This is a genomic window from Novosphingobium sp. BF6, assembly GCF_058273105.1.
Window position 1 is genome coordinate 745,065 of sequence record NZ_CM177775.1, and the last position, 19,166, is coordinate 764,230.

The 19,166-nt window shown below is 66.7% G+C and carries 16 protein-coding genes; 7 read left to right on the top strand and 9 right to left on the bottom strand.

All coding sequences use genetic code 11. From position 1 onward, the window contains the following. The first annotated feature begins 4 nt into the window (after positions 1-4). The 4 genes from AC4D6D_RS03740 to AC4D6D_RS03755 all read left to right on the top strand — a co-directional run bounded on the left by AC4D6D_RS03740 (position 5) and on the right by AC4D6D_RS03755 (position 4,829). Entirely contained in the window at positions 5-1,132 is a 1,128-nt protein-coding gene (locus tag AC4D6D_RS03740) for a glycosyltransferase (protein ID WP_491326558.1), read from the top strand. Positions 1,133-1,258: 126 nt separating this feature from the next. Then, positions 1,259-2,053 (top strand): tetratricopeptide repeat protein, encoded by a 795-nt coding sequence (locus AC4D6D_RS03745; protein ID WP_491326559.1) that lies wholly within the window; start codon positions 1,259-1,261, stop codon positions 2,051-2,053. Next, complete coding sequence (locus tag AC4D6D_RS03750) at positions 2,050-3,402, top strand: outer membrane protein assembly factor BamB family protein (protein ID WP_491326560.1); 1,353 nt, start codon at positions 2,050-2,052, stop codon at positions 3,400-3,402. Before AC4D6D_RS03745 ends, AC4D6D_RS03750 begins: the two co-directional genes overlap by 4 nt. 65 nt (positions 3,403-3,467) lie before the next feature. Then, the gene (locus AC4D6D_RS03755; protein WP_491326561.1) at positions 3,468-4,829 is read left to right on the top strand and encodes a methyltransferase family protein; all 1,362 of its coding nucleotides are present in this window, start codon (positions 3,468-3,470) and stop codon (positions 4,827-4,829) included. Here AC4D6D_RS03755 and AC4D6D_RS03760 read toward each other — a convergent pair. The 5 genes from AC4D6D_RS03760 to AC4D6D_RS03780 form a co-directional block, all read right to left on the bottom strand. Continuing rightward, the gene (locus AC4D6D_RS03760) at positions 4,826-6,268 is read right to left on the bottom strand and encodes an ATP-binding protein (RefSeq protein ID WP_491326562.1); all 1,443 of its coding nucleotides are present in this window, start codon (positions 6,266-6,268) and stop codon (positions 4,826-4,828) included. The genes AC4D6D_RS03755 and AC4D6D_RS03760 overlap by 4 nt on opposite strands. Positions 6,269-6,281: 13 nt before the next feature. Next, positions 6,282-7,016, bottom strand: coding sequence for a response regulator (locus AC4D6D_RS03765; RefSeq protein WP_491326563.1), 735 nt, complete (start codon positions 7,014-7,016; stop codon positions 6,282-6,284). 36 nt (positions 7,017-7,052) lie between these two features. Beyond that, positions 7,053-7,766, bottom strand: coding sequence for an EF-hand domain-containing protein (locus AC4D6D_RS03770; RefSeq protein WP_491326564.1), 714 nt, complete (start codon positions 7,764-7,766; stop codon positions 7,053-7,055). 195 nt (positions 7,767-7,961) lie between these two features. After that, entirely contained in the window at positions 7,962-8,363 is a 402-nt protein-coding gene (locus AC4D6D_RS03775) for a cupin domain-containing protein (protein ID WP_491326565.1), read from the bottom strand. 67 nt (positions 8,364-8,430) lie between these two features. Then, a complete protein-coding gene (locus AC4D6D_RS03780) occupies positions 8,431-10,251 on the bottom strand; it encodes an aminopeptidase P family protein (RefSeq protein ID WP_491326566.1) in 1,821 nt (606 codons plus the stop codon). Between the two features lie 51 nt (positions 10,252-10,302). Here AC4D6D_RS03780 and AC4D6D_RS03785 point away from each other — a divergent pair, with 51 nt between their 5' ends. Both AC4D6D_RS03785 and AC4D6D_RS03790 read left to right on the top strand, forming a co-directional pair. Continuing rightward, entirely contained in the window at positions 10,303-12,387 is a 2,085-nt protein-coding gene (locus AC4D6D_RS03785) for a S9 family peptidase (protein ID WP_491326567.1), read from the top strand. A 50-nt stretch (positions 12,388-12,437) separates the two neighbouring features. Beyond that, positions 12,438-12,788, top strand: coding sequence for an acyl-CoA thioesterase (locus tag AC4D6D_RS03790; RefSeq protein ID WP_491327192.1), 351 nt, complete (start codon positions 12,438-12,440; stop codon positions 12,786-12,788). Between the two features lie 56 nt (positions 12,789-12,844). On the opposite strand, the gene ald is transcribed toward AC4D6D_RS03790, so the two are convergent. Then, a complete protein-coding gene (ald, locus tag AC4D6D_RS03795; RefSeq protein WP_491326568.1) occupies positions 12,845-13,960 on the bottom strand; it encodes an alanine dehydrogenase in 1,116 nt (371 codons plus the stop codon). Between the two features lie 135 nt (positions 13,961-14,095). Here ald and AC4D6D_RS03800 point away from each other — a divergent pair, with 135 nt between their 5' ends. Then, positions 14,096-14,551: an Lrp/AsnC family transcriptional regulator gene (locus AC4D6D_RS03800; protein ID WP_491326569.1), complete on the top strand. Its 456-nt coding sequence runs from the start codon at positions 14,096-14,098 to the stop codon at positions 14,549-14,551. A gap of 6 nt (positions 14,552-14,557) precedes the next feature. Here AC4D6D_RS03800 and AC4D6D_RS03805 read toward each other — a convergent pair whose 3' ends face one another. From AC4D6D_RS03805 to AC4D6D_RS03815, 3 genes are all read right to left on the bottom strand, one after another. Then, positions 14,558-16,312, bottom strand: a complete 1,755-nt coding sequence (locus AC4D6D_RS03805) for a cation:proton antiporter domain-containing protein (RefSeq protein WP_491326570.1) — start codon at positions 16,310-16,312, stop codon at positions 14,558-14,560. Positions 16,313-16,423: 111 nt separating this feature from the next. Beyond that, positions 16,424-18,154, bottom strand: coding sequence for an amidohydrolase (locus AC4D6D_RS03810; protein ID WP_491326571.1), 1,731 nt, complete (start codon positions 18,152-18,154; stop codon positions 16,424-16,426). Then, positions 18,151-19,047, bottom strand: coding sequence for an NAD(P)-dependent oxidoreductase (locus tag AC4D6D_RS03815; protein ID WP_147216698.1), 897 nt, complete (start codon positions 19,045-19,047; stop codon positions 18,151-18,153). Before AC4D6D_RS03815 ends, AC4D6D_RS03810 begins: the two co-directional genes overlap by 4 nt. Positions 19,048-19,166 lie beyond the last annotated feature (119 nt).

Genomic DNA, 19,166 nt, shown 5'->3' on the forward strand with positions numbered 1-19,166 from the left:
CGCCTTGCGCATTCTCCACCTCCATTCCAGTTTCGCGGCGGGCGGCAAGGAACTGCGCGCGGTGCGGCTGATGAACCTGTTCGGTCACCGGATTAGCCATGCAGTCGTCTCGGCCCAGCCCGGTGCCCATGGCGCTGCCGCGCTGCTCGATCCGGGGCTGCCGGTGGAATTTCCCGAGGACTTCCCCGGCCTTCAGGGACGGCCGACGCCCGGTCGGCTCTGGCGAATTGCCCAGGCCATGGCCGATTTCGACCTCGTGCTCACTTACAATTGGGGGGCGATGGACGCGGTCATGGCGCATGGCCTGTTCGGCGGGCTGCTCGGCCTGCCGCCGCTGGTCCATCACGAGGACGGCTTCAACGAGGACGAGGCCAAAGGCCTCAAGCCTGCGCGCAACCGCTTTCGCCGCATGGCGCTGCGGCGGGCCTCGGCGCTCGTCGTGCCCTCGCAGCGGCTGGAGGAGATCGCGCTCACCGCATGGCGACAGCCGCGCGAGCGGGTGCGGCTCATCACCAACGGCATCGATTGCAGCGCCTATCTCGACCGCCCCCGGCCGGACATGCTGCCGGGACTGGTCAAGCAGCCGGGGGAGCGCTGGGTCGGTACCCTGGCGGGCCTCAGGCCGGTGAAGAACCTGCCCCGGCTGGTGCGCGCCTTTGCGGGTTTGCCCGAGCCTTGGCGGCTGGTCATCCTCGGCGAAGGTCCGGAGCGGGCGGCCATCGCGGCAGCGGCGGCGGAGCACGGCGTGGCGGACCGCGTGCACTTGCCCGGATTCGTGGCCGACCCTTCCCACGCGGTCGGTCTGTTCGATGTTTTCGCGCTTTCGTCCGACAGCGAGCAGTTCCCGATCTCGGTGGTCGAGGCGATGGCGGCGGCCCTGCCGGTGGCCGCGCCTGCCGTGGGCGACGTGGCGCAGATGGTATCGGTGGAAAACCGGGCGCTTATCACCCCGCCCGGAGACGAGGCGGCACTGGCCGCGACGCTGGCGCGGCTGGCGGGCGACGACGGCCTTCGCGCGCGCCTGGGCGCCGCCAACCGGGCTTTCGCGCGCAGCCATTACGACGAGGGAGCGATGCTGGCCGCCTATAGCCGCACTTACGGCGAGGCATTGGGGCAAGAACGCCTGATTTGACACGCCGACATCATTCAGCAAGGCTTCACTACATGGGGTGCAGCGATCATCCCCGTTGAAAAGCCGTGGTCATTCGCTAAACACCCCGGCAACCATTTCCGATTTTCCGCAGAAAGCGCCCGAAACTTGGCTCTGCCTCCTTCCAACAGCAATCCGACCAATCCCAAGTCTGCCGAGCGACTCGCCGCGCAGCAGGACGTTTTCCTGCGCGAGGTGGACGACGCCCTGCGGCAGGACCAGATGGAAGGCTTCTTCACCCGCTACGGCAAGCCCGTGATCGCGGCCGTGGTTCTGGCGCTCGCGGCCTTCGGCGGCTGGCTCTACTGGAACCACCGCCAGAACGAGCAGCGCAATGCCGATGCCGAGGCTTACGTCCAGGCGATCGACAGCATGAAGGCGGGCAACCTCGATGCCGCCAAGGGCAAGCTCGAAGCGCTCGCCAAGGGCACAGGTGGCAGCCCGATCTCGGCCAAGCTGATGCTGGCGGGCATTGCCGCCGAGCAGAAGCGCGTGCCCGATGCGGTCAAGCTCTACGACGAAGTGGCGAACGACGCCAAAGCGCCGCAGCCGCTGCGCGATCTCGCCGCCGTGCGCGGTGTTGCCGCCAACTTCGACGCCATGAAGCCGGAAGACGTGGTTTCCCGCCTCAAGCCTTATGCCGCGCCGGGCAATCCCTGGTTCGGCGTGGCCGGTGAACTGGTCGGCATGGCCTATATCAAGATGAACAAGCAGGACCAGGCCGGTCCGCTGTTCGCCGCCATCGCCAAGGACGAGCAGGTCGAGGCGGGTCTGCGCAGCCGCGCCCGCCAGCTTGCCGCCGTGCTGGGCGTCGATGCGATCGACGACGTGGTGGACGAACGCGGCGAGCCGCTTGGTAAGGCCAAGGCCAGTGCGCAGCCCGCGCCTGCTGCCGGAGAATGAACGTGGTTGAGAAGAAACATATTTTCGGCCGTGCAGGCGTCGTTTCGCTGATCGCGCTGGCGCTTGTCGCCGGTCTTTCCGGCTGCAAGTCGAACAGCAAGGGCCCCAAGACTCCGACAGTGGGCGAGCGCGTGCCGATCCTTTCGCGCATCGAGAGCGGCGCCAAGGTCGATCCGACGCAGGAAGCCGTCTCGGTGATCCTGCCGCCGCAGCATGAGAACAGCGAGTGGGCACAGGCCGGCGGCAATGCTGCGAAGTCCTACGGCCACCTGGCGCTGGCCGATCACCCGAGCCGCGTCTGGACCGCGCAGATCGCCGGTTCCACCAACCGCGCCCGTCTTGCCGCCGCGCCGGTCGTAGCCGACGGCAAACTCTTCGTGATGGACACCGACGGCGTCGTCCACGCTTTCGACGCCAAGACCGGCGGTTCGCTCTGGACCAAGAATTTCTCGGTTTCGGGCAAGACCGAGAATTCGATTTTCGGCGGCGGTGTCAGCTACGACGGCGGCAACCTCTACGTCACCACCGGACTTGGCGAAGTCGCCGCGCTCAAGGCGGCGGACGGCAGCCAGATCTGGACCAAGAAGCCCGGCGGCCCGCTGCGCGGTTCGCCGACGATCGGCTTCAATTCCGTCTACGTGATGACGCAGGACAACCAGATCTTCGCGCTCAACGCCGCGGACGGCAACGTGCTGTGGAACGAATCGGCCTCGCTGTCGCAGGCGGGCGTGTTCGGCGTTGCCGCTCCGGCGGCCGGGCAGGGCACGGTCATCGCCGGTTATTCCTCGGGTGAACTCGTGGCCTATCGCTACGAGAACGGCCGTCAGGTCTGGTCGGACGCCCTGTCGCGCACCTCGATCTCGACCGAAGTGGGCAGCCTCACCGACGTCGACGCCGATCCCATCATCGACCAGGGCCGCGTCTATGCGCTGGGCCAGGGCGGCCGCATGGCGGCTTACGAACTGATCACCGGCCAGCGCATCTGGGAACTCAACCTCGCCGGCATCTCGACGCCGATGGTGGTGGGAGACTGGGTCTTCACGCTCGACGACCATGCCGAAATCCTCGCCATCGCCCGCAATACCGGCAAGGTCCGCTGGCTGACGCAGCTGGCGCGCTACCAGAACGCGAAGAAGCGCAAGGGTCCGATCTTCTGGGTCGGTCCGGTGCTCGCGGGCGGCAAGCTCTGGGTCGGCAATTCGCGCGGCGAACTGGGCACCGTCGATCCGGCCACCGGCACGCTGACGCCGTTCGTCGAAGTGAAGGATCCGATCTCGCTCGCACCGGTCGTGGCGAACCAGACGCTTTACCTGCTGGACGATTCGGGCCGGATTTCGGCGTTCCGCTGAGCCTTGTCCGTCGAGATACGCCAGTATTTCGGACCTCTTAACCAATTCCGGGTAGTTCGGGGCGCATGAGCAGCGCCCCGAATCCCGCGAAAATCCGGCCCGCCAGCGATGTCTCGGTGGGCGTCGGTCTTGCCGGACTTGCGGCACTGCTGGGCTGGTTGCTGCTCTGCCGCAACTGGGCCTCGATCTCCGAGGCCTTCGCGCTTCCCGGACCCCATGCGCCGATGAGCGGGCCTTACGCCTCGGTCGCCACGCTGTTCGTGACCGGCACGGCCATGGCGCTGTGGTCCGTCCTTGTGGACAAGGTCCACCTGCGGCCCTCCACCGGCATCGACTGGAGCCTGCGCCGTCCGTTTTCGGAAACGCTCGACCTCTCCATCACCAAGCTCGCGGGCCTCTGGGCGACCTGGGCGCTGATCGGGGCGTTCTACTGCATCGGTCGCTGGTACTGGGACGGCCAGTATCTGTTCGCGATGGAAGTGATCGGCGCGGCGGCGCTGCCGGTCTTCCTGCTGTCGATTCCCTATGTGTTCTGGCTGGACCGCAAACTGATCGAGCCGCGCGACCAAGCCTGGCACTTCGGTGCCCTGCTGATCGGCCGCGAGGCTTGGGACGCGGATGCGGTGAAGAAGCACGGCCGCGCCTGGACGATCAAGGCCTTCTTCGGCGCCTTCATGATCTCGATCCTGCCCGCCGGCTTCGCACAAGTGGTGGAGGCGAATTTCGGCGCGATGCTCCACGATCCGGTGCCGCTGGCCTCGACGGTGATCGCGCTGCTGTTCCTGATCGACGTGCAGATCGGCACCGTCGGCTATATCTTCACCTTCCGCCCGCTCGACGCCCATATCCGCAGCGGCAATCCCCTGCTGGCGGGCTGGGTGGCGGCGCTCATGTGTTATCCGCCCTTCGTCTGGGGGACGATGGGCCGCGCCGACGTGCTGGGCTACGAGGTCAATACGCCGGGCTGGTCCTACTGGCTGCAAGGCCACACGGCGCTGCTGTGGTTCTGGGCGGCGTTGATGGTGTTCCTCACCGCCGTCTATGCCTGGGCGACGTTCGCTTTCGGTCTGCGCTTTTCCAATCTCACCTATCGCGGGGTGCTGACGAACGGCCCCTACCGCTTCACCCGGCACCCGGCCTATCTGTCGAAGAACCTGTTCTGGTGGACCTCGACTTTGCCTTTCCTCGTCACCAGCCATGCGCTGACCGACATGGTGCGCAACACCGTGCTGCTGGGGGTGGTGAGCGCGATCTACTACTGGCGCGCGCGCACCGAGGAAGCGCACCTGCTCGCCGAAGATGCCAAGTACCGCGAGTATCATGCGTGGATGGCTGAGAACGCCCTCATCACCCGTTCGCTGGGGGGACTGGCATCGCGGCTACGTCCCAGCAATGGCGCTTCACGAACCGTGGAGCAGGAGGCTTAAGCGACCGGCAGTTCCAGACGCGCCGTCAGGCCCTCGACGGTGCCATCCGCCGAAGCCCGGTTGGACAGCACCAGCGCCCCGCCGTGCTGGTCGGCGATGGCGCGGGCAAGCGCGAGGCCCAGTCCGGCACCGCCCGTGGCGCTGTTGCGCGAGGGGTCGCCGCGGGTGAAGGGGTTCATCATCGCGTCGATCTCGTCGTCGGGAATGCCGGGACCGTCGTCCTCGATCAGGATGACCGCCTGTCCATCCTCGCGCGAGAGCGAGACGCGGGCGCGCTCGCCGTAGCGCAGGGCGTTGCCGATGAGGTTGCGCAAGGCGCGTCGTATCCAGGTCGGGCGCAGTTCGAGGGCGATGCGTTCGGTCTCGCCGACTTCGACCGGTTCGCCCATGTCCTCGTATTCCTCGATCACCGAGAACATCAGCGCGGAAAGCTCGGTGCGTTCGAGCGGATCGCTCGGACGGCCGACGCGGGCGAGCGAGAGGATGTCGTCGAGGGTATGGACGATATCCTCGATGGTCATGGCCATGCGGGCGCGTTCACCGTCGTCCGAGACCGATTCGATGCGGACGCGCAAGGCGGCGAGCGGGGTCTTGAGGTCGTGTCCGATAGCGCCGAGCATGACGTTCTTTTCGTCGAGCAGGGCGGCGATGCGGGCTTCCATGGCGTTGTGGGCCAGGATCAGGTGCTGCATGTCCTCGGGGCCGGAGGGTGCCAGCTGGCCTTCGATATCCTGCTTCGCGGCAAAGCGTTCGAGGCGGCGGGTCAGCGCGGCGAGCGGCCGGGTGATGCGGCGCAGGATCAGCGCGACGGCGGCCATGACCACGACGTAGATCAGCAGCGTCTGGACCACGATCGGGGTGAGTAGCACGTTTTCCGGACGCGGCGCGCGCACGCGCGAGATGATCCAGCTGCCGTTCTCGTCGGTGCGGACGCCGACGACGAGCAGGTTGGAGCGCATCAGCCGCTCGGTATCCTCGTGCGAGAGGCCGTAGTCGGCGGCGCGGTCGAGGGCATTGCGGCGGGCGACGCGGTCGCGCGCGACATCGCGGTGCACCACGACGATCTCGCGCACCGGGAACTCCTGGTCGGTGAGAATCTTGGTAAGGCCCGCTTCGGCCTCCCCGTCGCGGGTCTCGCCGGGGGCGGCGGGCGAACGGGTGCTGTATTCGAGGTGATAGCCCTTGGGCGGCGGCCCGGAGAGCGGCACGCGGGGGCCGTCGCGCTGTCCGTCCCGGTGGCGGCCCAGGGCGCGGGGGCCGCGCGTCTCCATGATGAGGCGGAAGGCCGAGGCATTGAGCATGCTCGCCTCGTAGCCCTCGCGCTGGGCGCGGTAGACGAAGAACGCGCCGAGGCCCTGCACGAGCATGAGCGCGACAGCCACCGCGAGCAGCATCTGGCCCATCAGGCTGTGGGGACGCGGCATCTTCAGGCTCGACATCGGGGCGTTCCGATCAGTCCGCTTCCAGCGGCACGCGCCGGACATCGGTGGCCAGCATGTAGCCGCCGCCCCAGACCGTCTGGATCAGCTGCGGATTGCGCGAATCGACTTCGATCTTGCGGCGCAGGCGGCTGACCTGGTTGTCCACCGCGCGGTCGAACAGATGCGCCTCGCGGCCCTGCACCATGTCGAGCAGGCGGTCGCGGTTGAGCACCTGACGGGGATGTTCGAGGAAGGCCATGAGCAGGCGGAACTCCACCGAGGAGATCGGCACGGTCGCGCCCTCGGCATCGGACAGGCGGCGCTTGAGCGGGTCGAGCAGCCAGCCCTCGAAGGCGAAGGCCTCGTTCTCGGGCGCCTGCGCGGGAACGCGATTGGCGCGGCGCAGCACCGAGCGGATGCGGGCGACCAGTTCACGCGGCTCGAAGGGCTTCACCACGTAGTCGTCGGCGCCGATCTCCAGGCCGACGATGCGGTCGGTCGCCTCGCCGCGCGCGGTCAGGAAGATCACCGGGATGTCCTGCGCTTCCACCAGATGGCGGCAGAGCGAGAGGCCGTCCTCGCCAGGCATCATGATGTCGAGCAGGACGAGGTCGGGCTTCTCGCCCTGCAGCTTGCTGCGGGCCTCGGCGGCGCTGTTGGCTGGGGTGACGGCAAACCCCTGGCGCGACAGATAGTCGGCCAGGGGCTCGCGGAGTGCAGCTTCGTCGTCGACCAGCAGGATGCGGGCGGGCGAGATGTCGTTCATTCGAGTCCTTTTCCGACCGCTTTCAAAGGCGTGCCGTCAGTTCTTTGCAGGTGGCTGTGCGTCAGGTCCACCCCGTTCACCCTTCCGGGCCTTCCATTCGGCGCGCATCTTCTCATGCGCGGCGCGGCGTTCCTCGGGCGTGACCTTGCCGTCCCTGTTGCCGTCCATCGCATCGAAGCGCTGGAGCGCGGCGGCGACGAATTCGGCCTTGGTGACGCTGCGATCACCATCGGCATCGGCCTTTCCGAAGCCCATCATCGGGCCTTTCATGCCGTGGCGGGGGCCGTGGCGTTCAGGGTGGTCGCGGCCCGGCTGGTCCATTTCGGGGCCACCGGGAGGCGGGGGCGGCATGGCGCCTTCCGCGCCCGGAGGCGGCGGGGGCATGTCGCCCGGACGATCACCGTCCGGCCCGTCACCATCAGGACGCGGGCCGCGATCGCCTTCGGGGCCGCGATTGGCCAAGAATTCGGCCTTGGAGATCGAGCCGTCCTTGTTGGTGTCGAGCCGGTCGAACAGGGCCTCGCGCATCTGCTGGCGGCGGGCTTCGCGGTCGGCACGGTCGAGCTTGCCGTCCCGGTTGACATCGAGGCGTGCGAACATCGCCTCGGCGCGGGCTTCTGCCTCGCCGCGGGTCTCGGTACGGTCGCGGTCGCGTTCGGGCGCCGCCGCGGGGCTTTGCGCGCAAGCCGCGCCGCCGATCGCCAGGGCGACGGCGGAAATGCCGATGGTTACCTTGCTGAAGCGGTTCATCCTCATGGCTCTCTTTTCTTGGCGAAATCGGCGAAAGCCGTGGGGCGGGGAAGGGAGGGGGAAGAAACGCCCCGCGGCTTTCTAATGCCCGGTCTAATCGCCGCTTGTCGCGCAGTTGTGCCGCCTTGCGGGTTTATTGTCGCCAATTGTCACAGCCCCGGTGATTCATTCAGCACGGGGCAAGTCTGTCTTAAATCATCGCGGGCGATGCTGGGTTCCCTCGCCCGCCGTAATGAACAGGGCGGTGACGGGGCCTTCGACATCGGCGGTGTGCCAGGCGCCGGGCGGATTGATCGCATATTCGCCGGGGCCGATGGTGACGGTGCGGGTGCTGCCGTCCGCGCGTTCCTGATGCAGCGTCATGGCGCCGGAGAGGCAGACGACAAGTTCGTCGCCCGCCGGGTGCATCTCCCAGCTGTCCCAGCTTTCCGCGAAATCGTACATCGAGACGAGGCGGCCTTCGGCGCCGTCTCCAGCGGTACGCGCGGAGTAGGCGGCGTACCATTCCATGCCGGTAAAGGCAGGCTGTGCCTCGGCCACCGCGCCGAGGCCAAGGTGGACCGGATGGGTCCTGAGATCGTGGACTGCCTGCGTCATCGCGCGACTCCTCCCGGCGGGCCTGCCGCCGGGAGGATGCTACGCCTGCGTTTGCAGGCTCACAATATCAGAGAGGGCGGCACTGCTCTTCGAGCCAACTCTTCACGTCGCCGTCGAGCTGCGGGCCGATCACATCAAGCACCTTGGCGTGATAGGCGTTCCACCACGTCACTTCGTCCCGCGTGAGCAGGCCGGTATCGACGAGGCGGCGTTCGATCGGCGCGAGGGTGAGGGTCTCGAAGCCGAAGTATTCGCCGTCCGCCCCCGCGAATGCGCGCGGTTCGACCAGCACGAGGTTCTCGATGCGGATGCCGTATTCGCCTGCCTTGTAGTAGCCCGGCTCGTCGCTGAGGATCATGCCCGCGAGCAGTTCCTGCGAGGTGCCCGACTGGCTGCCTGCGGGCTTGCCGATGCGCTGCGGCCCTTCGTGGACCGAGAGGAAGCTGCCTACGCCGTGGCCGGTGCCGTGGGCATAGTCTAGACCGACCTGCCACAGGAACTGGCGTGCCAGCACGTCGAGCTGGCCGCCGTTGGTGCCCTTGGGGAACACCGCGCGGTCGATGGCCATTGTGCCCTTGAGCACGCGGGTGAAGCGGTCCTTCACTTCGGCGAAGGGCTCTCCGTTGCCGATCCAGACGGTGCGGGTGATGTCGGTGGTGCCGTAAGGATACTGACCGCCGGAATCGAAGAGATAGACGCTCTCCGGTGCCAGGGTTAGGCTCGAATCCTCGCTGACGCTGTAGTGCGGGCTGGCGCCGTTGGGACCCGCGCCCGAGATCGTGTCGAACGAAAGGTCGCGCAAGTCGCCGCAAAGCTGGCGGAATTCGAGCAGCTTCGCCGCTGCGCTCAACTCGGTCACTTCGCCCTTGGGGCCTTCGAGCGAGAGCCAGTGGAGGAAGCGCGTCACTGCCACGCCGTCGATCGCCTGGGCCTTGCGCTGGCCCTGCTGCTCGACCGGGTTCTTCACCGCCTTGGGCAGGATCGTGGGATCGCGCTCCTCGACGATGGTGGCGCCCGCCGCGCGCAGGGTTTCGAACACCGCGGCCACGGCATTGTCGGGATCGACCGCGACGCGCTTGCCCGCCAGCTTGCCGAGGCCCGCGACGAAGGCATCGCGCGGCTGGATACGCACGGCATTGCCGAGGTGTTGGCGCAGCTCGGGGGTCACCTTCTCGTCGGCGATGTAGAAATCGGCGGTACCGTCGGCATGGGCGACGACGTAGGACAGGGTCACGGGCGTGCGCTTCACGTCGGTGCCGCGTACGTTGAGCAGCCAGGCGATCGAATCGAGCGCCGAGACCACCGTGGCGTCCAGTCCGCGCGCGGTCAGCCATTCGGAAACGGCGGCGCGCTTGGCCTTGCCGGTCTCGCCCGCGAGGGCATCGTCATGGACGAGCGCCGGGTCGGCCGAGGGTTCGGGCTGGTCGGCCCAGACCGCGTCGATCGGATTGCCGTCCACCGCGACGAGCGTGCCGCCATTGCGGGCGAGCGCGGCGCTTGCAGCCTCCGCCCACTTCGAGCCGTGGAGCCAGGCGTCGTAGCCGATCTTCGCTCCCTTGGGGGCGTTCTCGCCCAGCCAGAGCGCGGGGCTGGTCTGCGGCACGCTTTCGTAAGCGTAGAACTGGCCGTCCACCTGCTCGCGCACTTGCAGGGTATAGCGCCCGTCCACGAACATCGCGGCGGCGGGCGAGAGCGTGGGATCGGTCAGCACCACGGCGGTCCCGGCCGAGCCGCCGAAGCCGGTCAGCCAGGCCAGGCGCTGCGCATAGGCGCCGACATATTCGCTCATGTGCTCGTCCGAGATCGGAATCACGAAGCCGTCGAGGCCGCGCGATTTCAGTTCCTGGCGCAGGGCATCGAGGCGCGCTTCATGGGTATTCATCAACATGGGAAGGGTATCCGGCTTGCGGGGGTCATGTGCGCAACATAGATGGTGCTCATGGCAGATTCCACCCAGACCCTTTCCGGTCCTCCACAGGCAGCGAAGAAGTCGCACGCCTTCACCCACCACGGCATCACCGTCGAAGACGACTACGCCTGGCTGCGCGACGCCGGTTATCCCGAAGTCACCGACAAGGCCGTGCTGGATCACCTCGAAGCGGAAAACCGCTGGTTCGAGGCGCGCATGGCAGGGCAGAAGGCGCGGACCGACGCGCTGTTCACGGAAATGCGCGCGCGCATCAAGGAAGCCGACAAGTCGGTGCCGCAGAAGGACGGCGACTGGCTCTACTGGATCGAGTTCGAGGAAGGCGCCGAATACAAGAAGTGGTGGCGCAAGCCCGTCGCTGGCGGCCCTGACGAGCTGATCCTCGACGAAGTGGCGCTGGCCGAGGGCAAGGAATACTTCAACCTCGGCGCCATCGCGACCAGCAACGACGGCAAGCTGCTCGCCTATTCGGTGGACGACAACGGCTCCGAACGCTTCACCGTCCGCATCAAGGTGCTGGCGACCGGCGAGCTGCTGCCGGACGAGATTCCCGGCACGCTGTCCGGTCTGGTTTGGGTCGCAGGCGACAAGGGCCTCGTCTATTCGCTCGCCAACGAGCAGTGGCGCACCGACAATGCCCGCCTGCACTGGCTGGGGCAGCCGCTCGAAAACGACGTCGAACTCTATCACGAGGACGACGAGGGCTTCCGCGTCGGTTCCTCGCTCTCCTCCAACGAGAAGTGGCTGCTGATCGGCACCAGCGATCACGAGACCAGCGAATGCCGCATGGTCCTCGCCAGCGATCCGCTGGGCGAGCAGATTCTCGTGAAGGCACGCCAGAAGGGCGTGGAATATGATGTCGATGAGCGCGATGGCGTGCTCTACATCCACACCAACGACACCCACGAGAACTTCCGCTTCGCCACCGCCCCGCTGGACAACCCCGGCGCATGGACGACGCTGATCGCGGGGACCGACGCCTTCTATCTGACCGGCGCCGACCTGTTCCGTGACTTCTACGTGACCGAAGGCCGCAAGCTGGTGGGGCACGGCGCCGGGCTCGACCAGATCGAGGTGCGCTACTACGACGATCCCGCCCGCGTGGAGCCGATCACGTTCCCGGAAGCCAGCTATTCGGCGGGCCTTTCGAACAACCCCGAATGGCACATGGACGTGCTGCGCCTGACCTACGAATCGATGGTCAGCCCTTCGTCGGTCATCGACTACGACGTGGCGGCGCGCACGATGGAGGTGCTCAAGGTCCAGGAAATCCCCTCGGGCTACGATGCCACGCTCTATGCCAGCGAGCGGCTGGAAATCGCCGCGCGCGACGGCACCATGATCCCGGTCTCGATCGTCTATCGGCGCGACCGGGAGGGAGCGGGGCCGCTCCATCTCTATGCTTACGGCGCTTACGGCATTTCCATCGATCCCGGTTTCTCGACCACGCGGCTCAGCCTCGTCGATCGCGGTTTCGCTTATGCCATCGCCCATATCCGCGGCGGCGACGATCTGGGCCGCGCCTGGTACAAGGCGGGCAAGCTGGAGCAGCGGACCAATACCTTCAACGACTTCGTCGATGTCGCGAAGGGTCTGATCGAGCGCGGCTTCACCGAGGCGGGGAGGATCTCGATCTCGGGCGGCTCGGCGGGCGGCGAACTGATGGGCGCGGTGGTCAACTCCGATCCCGAACTGTTCGGCGCGGTCGTGGCGCATGTGCCCTTCGTGGACGTGCTCAGCACCATGCTCGACGACACGCTGCCGCTGACGCCGGGCGAATGGCCGGAGTGGGGCAATCCCATCGAGGACAAGGCCGCCTTCGAGCTGATCCAGAGCTATTCGCCTTACGATCAGGTCAAGGCCCAGGCCTATCCGCCGCTCATGGTGACGGCGGGGCTCAACGACCCGCGCGTGACGTATTGGGAGCCCGCCAAGTGGGTCGCCAAGCTGCGTGAGCTGAAGACCGACGACAACGAACTGATCCTCAAGACCAACATGGGCGCCGGTCACGGCGGCAAGTCGGGCCGGTTCGAGAGCCTGAAGGAAACGGCGGAGGAATTCGCCTTCATCCTCTGGCAACTCGGCGTCACCGAGTGAAACCGCCGTTTACCCTGACCTTCACGGCACAGGCCCATGACATCGACGTCATGGGCCACGTCAACAATGCGGTCTGGGTGCAATGGATGGAGGCCATGGCCACCGCGCATTGGGAAGCGGTGGCGCTCCCTGAGCATCAGGCGAAGTACGCCTGGGTCGTGACCCGCCACGAGATCGACTATCGCGGCAATATCCGCGAGGGCGAAAGCGTGACCGGGGCGACCTTCATTCCCGAAGGCCCGACCGGCGCGCGGTTCGTGCGCCGGGTGGATTTCCGCAATGCGGCGGGCAAGATTCTTGTTTCCGCAAAAACGACTTGGGCGATGGTCGAGATCGCCTCCCAGCGGCTGATGCGGGTACCGCCGGAGGTGGCCGCGCCCTTCTGGGACGGGGCCGAATAGCTATCCACAACGTCACCCTGAAACGAGTTCAGGGTGACGATCTTCTTCGCGAAAACTCAGCCCAGCACGTCGCTGACCGGCACGTAATCGTAGCCAAGCTCGGTGGCGACCGCCTCGTAAGTCAACTTTCCGGCATGGACGTTGAGGCCGTTCGAAAGGTGCGGGTCCGCCTTGAGCGCCGCCTTCCAGCCAAGGTTGGCGATTGCCAGCGCATGCGGCAGGGTCACGTTGTTCAGCGCATACGTGCTGGTGCGGGCCACCGCGCCGGGCATGTTGGCGACGCAGTAGTGGACGATGCCGTCGACCACGAAAGTCGGCTCGGCATGGGTGGTGGCATGGCTGGTTTCGAAGCAGCCGCCCTGGTCGATGGCGACGTCCACCAGGACCGCACCGGCCTTCATCGTGCCGAGCATCTCGCGTGTCACCAGCTTGGGCGCGGCGGCGCCGGGGATCAGCACCGCACCGATCACGAGGTCGGCCTCGGCCACGCTCTCGGCGAGGTTGGCGGTGCTGGAGAAGCGGGTCTTGGCGCGCGCCTCGAAATGGATGCCGAGGCGTTCGAGCACGTCGGGGCTGCGGTCGAGAATGGTCACGTCGGCGCCGAGGCCGACCGCCATCTGCGCGGCGTTGAAGCCGACCACGCCGCCGCCGATCACCGCGACTTTGCCCGGCATCACGCCGGGAACGCCGCCCAGCAGCACGCCGCGGCCGCCGTGGGCCTTCTCCAGCGCGGTGGCACCGGCCTGGATCGACATGCGGCCCGCGACCTGGCTCATCGGCTTGAGCAGCGGAAGCTGGCCGCCGGGGCCGGTCACGGTCTCATAGGCGATGGCGGTGACGCCCGATTTCACGAGGTCGGCGGTCTGCTCGGGATCGGGCGCGAGGTGCAGGTAAGTGTAGAGGATCTGGCCCTCGCGCAGCATGGCGCGTTCGCCGGTTTGCGGCTCCTTGACTTTCACCACCATCTCGCAGCCGTCGAACACGTCCTTCGCGGTGGCGACGATCTTGGCACCCTGGCGGGTATAGTCGGCATCGCTGGCGCCGATGCCGAGGCCCGCGCCGCTTTCCACCCAGACTTCGTGCCCATGCGCCACCAGTTCGCGGGCGCTCTCCGGCGTCAGGCCGACGCGGTATTCGTGGTTCTTGATTTCCCTGACCGTACCGACACGCATATTATCGACTCCGCAAAAACTTTTCTGCCGTTGAGATACACCCGCGCTCCTGCAAAGTTTCACCGAATTGGGGCTTGTCAGAAAGCGGAACAGGAATATTTCCCACTCTTGAAACAAACGACAAGAGAATTTTCCATGGACCGGGCGGACCGCGCACTTCTTGAAGCGTTGCAGGCAGACTCGTCGCGATCGATCGCTGACCTGGCCGCGCTGGTGAATCTCTCGCCGTCCGCCTGCCATCGCCGCATTCGGGCGCTGGAGGAGCAGGGCCTGATACTCGGCTATGCCGCAAGGGTGGATGCGAAGCGGCTGGGGCTCTCGGTGGAGGTCTTCGTGGAGATTACCCTGACCAGCCAGAGCCGCGAGGCCATGGAGCGCTTCGAACGCGCAGTGGGCGATTTCGACGATATCCTCGAATGCCACCTGATGTCGGGCGCGGCGGACTATCAGCTGCGCGTCGCGGCTTCCGACCTCGATCATTACGACCGCATCCACCGCGACTGCCTGGCGCGGCTGCCGGGGGTATCCTCGATGCGGACAAGTTTCTCGCTACGCCGGATCAAGCGGTTCGAGGGTTATTCGGTGCCTTGATCGTTTTTAATGCGCGTCGCGCAGGTCCTGCGTGAGGATGCGGTCGCGGGCGGCGCGCAGGTCGCCGGTCTCGTACTGGATCGACAGGCGTTCCTTGTCGCTGGAACGATAGGTGTTCTCGGCAATGTCGATCTGTTCGAGGGAGAGGCCGAGGACTTCCAGCGCCTCGCGGCCCATGACGACCGCCGATTCCATCACTTCGCGGACCATGAAAGTGACGGGCGCGTCCTTCAGGCGGATCATCGCGCGGCGGTCGTAGACGCGGGCGACGATCCGGGCGTCGGGGAAAGCCTCGTGGACGTTCCGGAGGAAGCTTTCGGAAAGCTGGTCGCCGTCGATGCAGAACACGATCATCTGCGCATGGCCCGCGCCCGCCTGTCGCAGCAGGTCGATGCGGGTGCCGTCGCCGAACCAGACTTTCGCGCCGAAGCCGCTGGCGACGTCGATCATCTCGATATCGGTGTCGATCAGGGTGACCTGAATCTCGGCGGCGATCAGCACTTGCGCCACGGTCTGGCCGAAGCGGCCGTAGCCGACAACCAGCGCGCTGGCGCCGTCCTTGCGCGGGCCTTCGCGGGTTTCCTTGCTCACCGGCATTTCGCGGATGCGCGCGGTGGCCATCATCAGGAACGGCGTGGTGACCATCGAGAGCGTGACGATGGCGCTGAACAGGCTGGCCGCCTGCGGCTCGATCAGCCAGGCGTTCTGGGCCTGGGCGAAGAGCACGAAGCCGAATTCGCCGCCCTGGCTCAGCAGCAGGCCGAGCGCCAGCGCGCTGCGCCAGTTCATCTTGAACAGCAGCCCGAGCCCGAAGATCACCGAGGCCTTCACGGCGATCAGCGCCAGCGCCATGGCGGCGACGAACAGCGGGCGCTCGGCGATGGCCGAGAGGTCCAGCATCATGCCGACCGACATGAAGAACAGGCCGAGCAGGATCGAACGGAACGGCTCGACGTCGGCCTCCAGTTCGTGGCGATAAGGGGTGTCGGCCAGCATGACCCCGGCGATGAAAGCGCCCAGCGCGGTCGAGAGGCCGAGCGACTGCATCAGCGCCGCCGAAGCGAGCACCGTGAACAGCGCCGCGAAGACGAACATCTCGCGCTCGCCCAGGTTGCCGATCAGGCGGAACAGCGGCCGGATCACGAAGCGCCCGGCCAGGATAAGCCCGGCGATGGCGGCGAGGGTCTCCAGCACCAGGATCCAGCCCGGAGGGCCTTCCGGCAAGTGCGGGTTGCGGTTCATCGCCGCGATGATCGTGATCAGTGGGATGATCGAGAGATCTTGGAACAGCAGGACCGCGAAGGAGCGCTCGCCGAACGGGGTGTTCAGGCGACCGGCGCTCTGGAGCATCGGCAGGACCTGCGCGGTCGAGGACAGGCCCAGCGGCAGGCCGAGCGCGAGCGAGGCGGCGACGCTGAAGCCGGTGGAATAAAAGATCACCGCCGAGACCGCGAGGCCGCAGAGCGTCACTTGCAGGAAGCCGAGGCCGAAGATCTCGCTGCGCATCCGCCACAGCCGCCGCGGCGCCAGTTCGAGGCCGACGATGAACAGCAGCAGGGTGATCCCCAGTTCCGCGATCCCCAACTTGTTCTCCGCATCGCCGACGAGGCCGAAGGCGTAAGGCCCGAGAATGGCGCCCGCGAGCAGGTAGCCCAGGGTGGCGCCAAGGCCGAGACGGCGAAACAGCAGGACGAAGGCAAGCGCCGTTCCGAGCAGCAGGAAGCCGTCGTTCAGCAGGAATGCCTGGGAATGATCTTCCATCGGAGCCTTTCGGGCGGGAAGCGAAAATACGGGGAGGCGAACCGCTTTCTTAGGGCGTTCCGCTCCGAGGCGTAACCCCTCGATCGGGTGATGGGCGGCAAAACAGCCGGATCAGCGACCCGCTGCGGTTGCGCCCGCGGGCACGTCCTTTGCCGGGATCACGCGGTCCTTGGCGGCCGACCAGGCCATCTGTCCGCCGATCCAAGTTTCGAGCACCCTGGTCGCCCGCAGCTTGTCGGGCGCGGCCAGCATCGGATCGGTATCGACGAAGAGGAAGTCCGCGCGGTAGCCCTTGGCGATGCGGCCGAGACGGTCCTCCGCGAACATCGCGTAGGCCGCGCCGGTGGTATAGGCGCTGAGTGCGGCTTCGCGGCTGATCGCTTCCTGCGGTTGCCAGCCGTTGAAGGGCTGGCCGTCCGCGCCCTGCCGGGTGATCGCCACGGCCACGCCGACGAAAGGCTGGGCCGGTTCGACCGGGGTGTCCGAACCGAAGGCCAGCGTTGCGCCGGTCGCCGCGATCGACTTCCAGGCATAGGCACCGGCGAGGCGGTTTGGTCCGAGACGGGCTTCGGCCATCGTCCGGTCCGAGGCTTCGTGCTGCGGCTGCATCGAGGCGATCGTGCCGAACTTGCCGAAGCGCGGAATATCCGCCGGATCGACGATCTGGGCATGTTCGATGCGCCAGCGCCGATCGCCCTTGTAGGTGGCGGAGAGGTCCTCGATCGAAGCGAGCACGGTGGCGTTGGCCTGATCGCCGATGGCGTGGACCGCGACCTGGAAGTTGTCCATCGCGGCGCGGCTCATGAGATTGCCGAGCTGGGTTTCGTTCATGCGCGACAGGCCTTTGGTGTCCGGTGCATCGGCGTAAGGCTGCTTGAGCCAAGCCCCGCGCGAGCCGAGGGCACCGTCGAGATAGAGCTTCACGCCGTTCATCTTGAGATGATCGTCGTAGAGCCACGGCGTCGGGCGGGGGCCGCCGATCAGCGTCATGTTGTCCACGCCGTCGGCATAAGTGACGATACGGATGCGCAACCGGCCGGCATCGGCGGCGCGGCGCATCGATTGCCAGTCCTCGATCGAGGTGCCCATGTCGGCGATCGCGGTGACGCCCTGCGCCAGCAGTGCGAGCTGCGCCTCGCCGAGCGCGGTGTCGCGATCCTCGGGGCGGGGCTTGGGCATCTTCGCCTCGATCAGCGCCATGGCGCCGTCCACGAAGACGCCGGAGGGCTGCTTCGTACCCGTGGCGCGCAGGATTTCGCCGCCGGGTGGGGGCGTGGTCGCCGCGGTGACTCCGGCGGCGGAGATCGCGGCGGAATTTGCCCAACCGGCATGGCCGTCGACGCGGGTAAGCCAGGCAGGCTTGCCGCCGGTCGCGCCGTCGAGTTCGGCGGCGGTCGGCATACGGTCCAGCCCCCACTGCACCTGATTCCAGCCGCTGCCGAGAATCCACGGCGCGTCGGGATGGGCGGCGGCCCATGCGGAAATGCGCGAGAGCGCTTCGTCGAGGGTCTTGGCCATCGACAGGTCGAGCGTCATCTTCGCGAAGCCGGTGCCCATGACGTGGCCGTGGGCGTCGATCATCCCCGGCACGACCGCGCGGCCCTTGCCGTCCACTTGGTAATCGACCTTCTTGGGCCGCTTGTCGCCGTGCCTGTAGACTTCGGCGATGCGCCCGTCGTTGCCGATCAGGAAGCCCTCGAAGCGTTCGACGCCGCCCTTGCCGTCCGCCGTTACGCCATCGACATTGTCCACGAGCACGTCGGCCAAGGCGTAAGGCGCCAGCGCGGGGCTGGCGGTGGCAGCGAGCAGCAGCGCGAAAGCTGCGCCTGTCCTGGAATTCACTTGATGCCCTTCTTGGGGAGACGCTTGATGATCGCACTGGTGTCGAGGCGACCGCCGCCCTGCGCCTGGATATCGGCGAAGAACTGGTCGATCAGCGCCGCGACCGGCAGCGAGACGCCAAGGCCTCGCCCTTCGTCGAGGCTGAGGCCAAGGTCCTTGCGCATCCAGTCGATCGCGAAGCCGAAGTCGAACTGGTCGTCGTTCATCGTCTGCCAGCGGTTGTCCATTTGCCAGGACTGGGCGGCGCCGCCGGAAATCGCCTCGTAGACCTTGTCCATGTCGAGGTGCGAGGCCTGGGCGAAGCGTACCGCTTCAGCCAGCGCGGCAACATTGCCGGCGATGCAGATCTGGTTGGCCATCTTGGCGATCTGGCCGGAGCCCGCCTTGCCGACGTGGACGATGCGGCTGGAATAGGCCTCCATCACCGGATGCGCAGCCTCGATCGCCTCGTCCCGGCCGCCGCACATCAGGGTGAGCGTGCCCTTTTCGGCGCCGATCTGCGATCCGGTCATCGGCGCATCGACGCAGTGGATGCGCAAGTCCCGCGCCTCGACCGAGATCTGGCGGGCGATGCGCGCCGAGACCGTCGTATGGTCGATGAAGACGCCACCCTTCTTGAGCATGCGGAACACGCCGTTGGGGCCGAGCACGACTTCGGAAAGGTCGTCGTCGTTGCCGACGCAAGTAATGACGACATCGGCGTCCTGCGCGGCGTGGGCGGGATTCGCGGCGATGCGGTGCGCAAGCCCCGGATTGTCCTGTGACCACTTGTGTGCCCGCTCCGGCGAGCGATTGAAGATAGTGAGTTCGTGACCGGCCAGCGCGATATGGCGCGCGATCGCGCCGCCCATGACACCCAGGCCGATGAAGGAAACCTTGCGTTTTTCGCTCATGGCAATCGTTCTAGCGCTTTTTGCACGAAAGCAAACCGCAAGAGGCAGGGAAATCTTTTCGTTCCGGCGCGGTCGGCGGCCAATTCGACGGCAAGAGCCGATTTCGCGGCGGCCAATTC